The organism is Intrasporangium sp., assembly GCF_039812505.1.
Lineage (GTDB): Bacteria > Actinomycetota > Actinomycetes > Actinomycetales > Dermatophilaceae > Intrasporangium_A.
The window spans coordinates 1-5735 of record NZ_JBDIAQ010000191.1 but is presented as its reverse complement, the minus strand read 5'-3'; the positions used below and the strand labels follow the sequence as shown (position 1 = coordinate 5735).

Sequence of the window (5735 nt, the reverse complement as noted above, 5' to 3'; positions counted from 1 at the left end):
CCCTTCTCCGACGTCCCTGACGGGGAGGTGACCGGGCAGGCTCCCGTCCCGTCCGAGGCTCTGCCTCCGTCCGAGGCCCCCGTCCCGTCCGAGGCTCTGCGTCCGGCCGCCGGCCCCGGCGGACAGGCCAGGTCGGCGACGGCAACCGCGACCGCCCGTGCCGAGGCGCCGTCGACCAGCCGTGCGATGCCACCGGTCATGGTGGGCGCCACCGCAGCGATGACGGCGGTGGGCCTGGTCATCACGCTCGTCGCCGGGCCGCTGTTCGCCTACACCCAGCACGCTGCCGCCGACCTCATGCAACGCGACCCCTACATCACCAGCGTCCTGCCACCGGGGGTGCGCCGGTGAGCATCGATCCCGGGACCGGCCGGCCGGGCGGCGAGCCACCCGGCGACACCGAGACCAGCGGGGCCAGACCCCGGGGCCCACTGCGCCGCGGCGGCTTCCAGCCCCGCGCCATCCTCGCCGTGGCCGTCGCCTGGCTGCTGCTCTGGGACCGGATCTCGTGGGGCAACATCGTCAACGGCCTGCTCATCGGTCTGGTCGTGACCCTGGCATTCCCGCTGCCCTCGATCGAGTTCGCGGGCCGGATCCGGCCGCTGCGGACCGGATGGCTCATCTTCCGCTTCTTCACCGATCTCGTCGCGGCCTCGATCCAGGTGCTCCGGCTCGCCTTCAGCCACAAGCAGCCGCGCAACGCGGTCATCGAGGTGCCCCTGCGATCCCGTTCCGACTTCTACCTGACGATCACCGCCGAGCTCAACGCGCTCGTCCCCGGCTCGGTCGTGCTCGACGCCAGACGGTCCACCTCGACGCTCTACCTGCACCTGCTCGACATCGGGCGCCCCGGAGCCATCGAGGCGGGGCGCGCCCACGTGTACCGGGTCGAGGAGCGGGTCGTGCGGGCTCTCGGCTCCGACCAGGAGATCGCCGACCTCGAGCGCCGCAAGCATGAGGATGAGGGCGCATGACGACCGCTTTCACGATCGCCGGCATGCTCATGCTCGCCGCCGCCGCGGCCCTGGTCCTCTATCGCGTCTTCCGGGGACCGACCAACCTCGACCGTCTCATCGCGACCGACATCCTGCTCGTCGTCGTCATCTCGGGTGTCGGCATGGAGGCCGCCTGGCACAGACGTGCGACGAGCCTGCCTCTGCTCATGGTGCTGGGCATCGTCAGCTTCGTCGGCGGAGTGGCGATCGCCCGCTTCATGTCGCACGACTCGGACCGGGAGGCGCCGTGAGCTGGACCAGCGTCCTCGACGTGGCGGGCGGCATCAGCCTGCTCCTCGGTGCCTTCATGTGCCTCGCCGGGGCCATCGGGCTGGTCCGCTTCCCGGACACCCTGTCGCGGCTGCACGCGGCCACGAAGCCGCAGACGCTCGGGCTCATCCTGGTCCTGCTGGGTCTGGCCCTGACGATCCGCACCTGGGGCGCGGTGACGACACTGGTCCTGGTCGGCGCGACCCAGTTCTTCACCTCGCCGGTCACCGCCCACCTCGTCGGGCGCTCCGCCTACCGGCACGGCAACGTGCGCAAGGACCTGCTGGTCGTCGACGAGCTGTCCGAGGCCCTGGCCCGCCACGACGCGCAGGACAACACGCCGGACTCCTCCCCCTGATCGAGCGTGCAGCTCTTCGGATCGAGCGTGTCCGTCCCCCAATCGAGCGTGCAGCACTTCGGGTCGAGCGTGCCACTGTCACATGGTGGGTATGCCAACCTTCGGTGACGGCGGAACCTCCGTGGCGAGTGTGCGCCCTCGGTGGTGACGATTCCTGGTGCTGCATGCTGCACTGTCGGTCACAACGGCTGAACTGTCGATCCGAATCGCTGCACTGTCGATCGGGATTGCTGCACTGTCGATCGGGACGGGGCGCGCCGAGCGGCGAGTCATCGGCGTCTTGAGACCGACGAGACGAAACGATGACAAGCATGCGATGATGGTCATGACGGCAGGCAATCCGACGTGGCTTGCCCTGTCTCCCCGATGTGCGGGCCCTTTCTGACCGGTTGTGGCCCGCCGTTGGATGCCGGGTGGGGTCGTCTCTGAGGGGTGGCGGCCCCACCCTTGGGCCGGCTGCTTTCCGATGGGCGGGAGCCGACTCGGGCCGCCCTGCTGCAAAGCGCAGACACGGGCGCATATGTGGGAGCATCATGAGGTATGGCCCACCTCGCGACGGTGGGACGCCGGTTGCCATTGACCATGACCCTCGCCGGCTTCATCCTCGCTCTCTCCGTCGTGACGAGGACCCTGTGGGATCCCCTTGCCACCCAACCCATCCGCGCGCACACCACGTATGGGCTCCCGGCGCTCGAGGACGGCGCTTGGTGGACGACGTTCACCGGGATGTTCTTCGCAATCCAGCCCTACCAGCACATCCCGATACTGCTTGGACTTGTCGTGTTCGGCGGCTTCGCGGAGTGGCGCCTCGGATGGGCACGAGCAGGCTTGGCACTGCTCATCTGCCATACAGCCGCGGTCCTCGGATCAGCGCTGCTGCTGTGGGCGACACGCAACCACGGCTATGTCTGGACGACGGGTCTGTCCCAAGTACGCGACGCAGGCCCTTCGGCCGGCTTCCTGGGCGCTGCGGCTGCCGCGTCCGTGACGCTTCGTCCGCCGTGGCGAGGGCGGCTGCGCGCCGCGTTGGTCGTGTATGTCGTGCTCTTTGTCGTCTATATGGGCGCCCTGGCCGACCTCGAGCACGTCATCGGGGTGGCCGTCGGGCTCGTGCTTGGTCCGTTCCTGGTCGCGCGGCGCCCTCATCTGAGCTGGCGCTCACTCACGCGACGTGACTATCGGCTGTTCGCCAGCATCTTCTTCGTCATCGCGGCTCTCGAGGGCCTGATCCAGCCCTTCTCGACAGTCGAGGGACCGCTCGCCGTGACACAGTCCGCAGCGGCACAGGCGGAGGAGCTGGCCGGTCGGGACCTGGCAGCTGGACTCGTTCAAGCGGTCCTGTGGCTGTGGCTCGCCCGTAGCCTCTACAAGGGTCGTCGACGCGCTTGGCGCTGGGCAGTAGGCCTGCTGGTCGTCGTGATCGGCATCCAGGTGGCGAACGTCGTCTATATGGCCGTCGTCGGCGAGCCCGGTCTGGTGGCCATCGGTTTCGACGTCGTGCTCAACACCTTCGGACTCGCGATCCTCATCGTCGGACGCCACGCGTTCCGCAATCCCTCCCCGCGGCGTGCTCGTCGGACCACGGGTAGCCTCATGGCCCCGGCCGACGAGCAGCAACGCCAACACGCCGTATCCCTGCTCCAGAGGGCCGGCACTGTCAACAACCTCGCGTGGATGACCACTTCGCCAGAGAATCGCTGGTTCGAGGACGACATCAGCGACGGTTACATAGCTTACCGAGTCCACGCCGGCGTCGCGATCGGTCTCTGTGATCCTATCGCCGCGACGCGGCAGGCACGATCGGCCCTGCTTGCCTCCTTCGCCGACGCGGTCCACGCCGCAGGTCTCGTACCCTGTCTCTTCACCGTGACCCGGGAAGCCTCGCAGAACGCGTCGCTCCAGGGATGGCACACGCTGCAGGTTGCCGAGGAAGCAGTCATCTCGCTGCCGGACCTGCAGTTCGTCGGCAGGTCCTGGCAGGACGTGCGGACGGCGCTGAACCAGGCCAGCCGCCTAGGCATCGACCTTCGTTTCGGCCCCCTCCAGGAACAACCTCGCGGCGTGCAGATGCAGGTCAAGGCGATCTCCTCCGAATGGGTCGAGGACAGGGGGCTCCCGGAGATGGGCTTCACCCTCGGCGGAGTCGACGAGGCCCTCGACCCGCAGGTGCTCGTGGCGCTCGCCGTCGATGCCGATCAGACCGTCCACGGGCTCACGTCGTGGATGCCCATCTACCCGCCCGAGGGTGGCATGCCGATCGGCTGGACCCTCGATGTGATGCGACGACTGCCCGGCGGCTTCCGGTACTCCATGGAGTTCCTGATCTCCGCCACATGCCTCACCCTGAAGGAGCGTGGCTGCTCCATCGCTTCACTCTCCGGCGCCCCTTTGGCCCGCACCGTCGGGCCGGACGAAGGCCTCGACAGGGGAACGCTCGACAGTTTCCTGGATCGTCTCGGCGAGACGCTGGAGCCCTACTACGGATTCCGGTCGCTACACGCCTTCAAGTCGAAGTTCCAGCCCCGGACCGAGCCCCTCTTCCTCGTGTTCCCGGACGAGGCAGCGCTTCCCCGGATCGGTCTCGCGCTGAGCCGGGCATACCTGCCGGAGGCCGGGGTCCGCGACCTTGTCGCGCTCATGCGTCACGGTGGGCACGACTCGCGCGCGCACGGGGCCTCGCGGGCCGGCTAGTCAGCGGTCGCCGTAGCGCGCCACGACGACCTCGACTCGCTGGAACTCCTTGACGTCGGAGTAGCCGGTCGTTGCCATGGCCCGGCGAAGCGCTCCGATGATGTTCGTCGTGCCGTCGGCATTCCTGCTGGGGCCGAGGAGGACCTCCTCCAGCGTGGCCTGGCGGCCGATCCGGATCCGCTCGCCCCGGGGCAGCTGGGGATGGTGCGCCTCCGGGCCCCAGTGGAACCCGCGCCCCGGCGCGTCGGTGGCCCGGGCCAGGGCGGCGCCGAGCATGACCGCGTCGGCCCCGCAGGCCAGCGCCTTGACGATGTCGCCGGAGGTGCCGACCCCGCCGTCGGCGATGACGTGGACATATCGTCCGCCGGACTCGTCGAGGTAGTCGCGACGGGCCGCGGCGACGTCGGCGACCGCGGTCGCCATCGGGGTGTGGATGCCTAGCGTGGTGCGGGTCGTGTGCGCGGCTCCCCCGCCGAAACCGACCAGCACGCCCGCCGCACCGGTCCGCATGAGGTGCAGCGCCGCCGTGTAGGACCCGGCGCCGCCGACGATGACCGGCACGTCGAGCTCGTAGATGAACCGCTTGAGGTTCAGCGGCTCGGCCTGCCCCGACACGTGCTCGGCCGAGACCGTCGTGCCGCGGATGACGAACAGGTCGACACCGGCGTCGACTACGGTCTTCCACAGCTGCTGCGTCCGCGCCGGCGTCAACGCGCCGGCGACCGTGACACCGGCCCGGCGCAGCTCCTGCAGCCGCTGCGTGATCAGCTCGGGTTTGACCGGCTCGGCATAGATCTGCTGCATCCGGGGGGTGGCCTCGCTCGCCTCGAGCCCGGCGATCTCGTCGAGCAGCGGCGCCGCGTCCTCGTAACGGGTCCACAGGCCCTCGAGGTCGAGCACCGGCAGCCCGCCGAGCCGGCCGAGCGCGATCGCCGTGTCGGGTGAGATGACCGAGTCCATCGGAGCGCCCATCACCGGCAGGTCGAAGTGGTAGGCGTCGATCTGCCACGAGACCGAGACCTCCTCGGGGTCGCGCGTGCGGCGCGAGGGCACCACCGCGATGTCGTCGAAGGAGTACGCCCGCCGGCCACGTTTGCCACGGCCAATCTCGATCTCGGTCACCGGGTCAGCCTAGCGACCGCGCGGGGGCCGTCAGAGTGCCCCGACGCCCGCACAGTATGCCGCCCAGGCCGCTCCGCCCCGAGCGGCCCGCTCACAATCCGGCCGCGGCGGGAAAGTGGGAGCCCCTCGACACCGAACCCCGCTCACAATCCGACCGCGGCGGGAAAGTGGGAGCCCCCCGACACCGAACCCCGCTCACAATCCGACCGCGGCGGGAAAGCGGGAGCCCCCCGACACCGAACCCCGCTCACAATCCGACCGCGGCGGGAAAGTGGGAGCCCCCCGACACCGAACCCCGC

Annotated in this window: 5 protein-coding genes and 1 pseudogene; 5 read left to right on the top strand and 1 reads right to left on the bottom strand. The window is 69.6% G+C overall.

The window, feature by feature from the left end:
- The 5 genes and pseudogenes from WMI84_RS16520 to WMI84_RS16500 form a co-directional block, all read left to right on the top strand.
- Window positions 1–351 (top strand): annotated as a pseudogene (locus WMI84_RS16520) (hypothetical protein); the annotation flags it as partial.
- The gene (locus WMI84_RS16515) at window positions 348–974 is read left to right on the top strand and encodes a Na+/H+ antiporter subunit E (RefSeq protein WP_347354871.1); all 627 of its coding nucleotides are present in this window, start codon (window positions 348–350) and stop codon (window positions 972–974) included. The pseudogene WMI84_RS16520 and the gene WMI84_RS16515, both read left to right, overlap by 4 nt.
- The gene (locus tag WMI84_RS16510) at window positions 971–1246 is read left to right on the top strand and encodes a monovalent cation/H+ antiporter complex subunit F (protein WP_347354870.1); all 276 of its coding nucleotides are present in this window, start codon (window positions 971–973) and stop codon (window positions 1244–1246) included. The genes WMI84_RS16515 and WMI84_RS16510 overlap by 4 nt, the downstream gene beginning before the upstream one ends.
- A complete protein-coding gene (gene mnhG / locus WMI84_RS16505) occupies window positions 1243–1623 on the top strand; it encodes a monovalent cation/H(+) antiporter subunit G (protein ID WP_347354869.1) in 381 nt (126 codons plus the stop codon). Before WMI84_RS16510 ends, mnhG begins: the two co-directional genes overlap by 4 nt.
- A 540-nt stretch (window positions 1624–2163) precedes the next feature.
- On the top strand, window positions 2164–4314 hold the full coding sequence (locus tag WMI84_RS16500) for a DUF2156 domain-containing protein (protein ID WP_347354868.1): 2151 nt from the start codon (window positions 2164–2166) through the stop codon (window positions 4312–4314).
- Here the strand turns inward: WMI84_RS16500 and WMI84_RS16495 are convergent, their stop codons facing one another.
- Window positions 4315–5436 (bottom strand): GuaB3 family IMP dehydrogenase-related protein, encoded by a 1122-nt coding sequence (locus WMI84_RS16495; protein WP_347354867.1) that lies wholly within the window; start codon window positions 5434–5436, stop codon window positions 4315–4317. It lies immediately after the preceding gene.
- Window positions 5437–5735 lie beyond the last annotated feature (299 nt).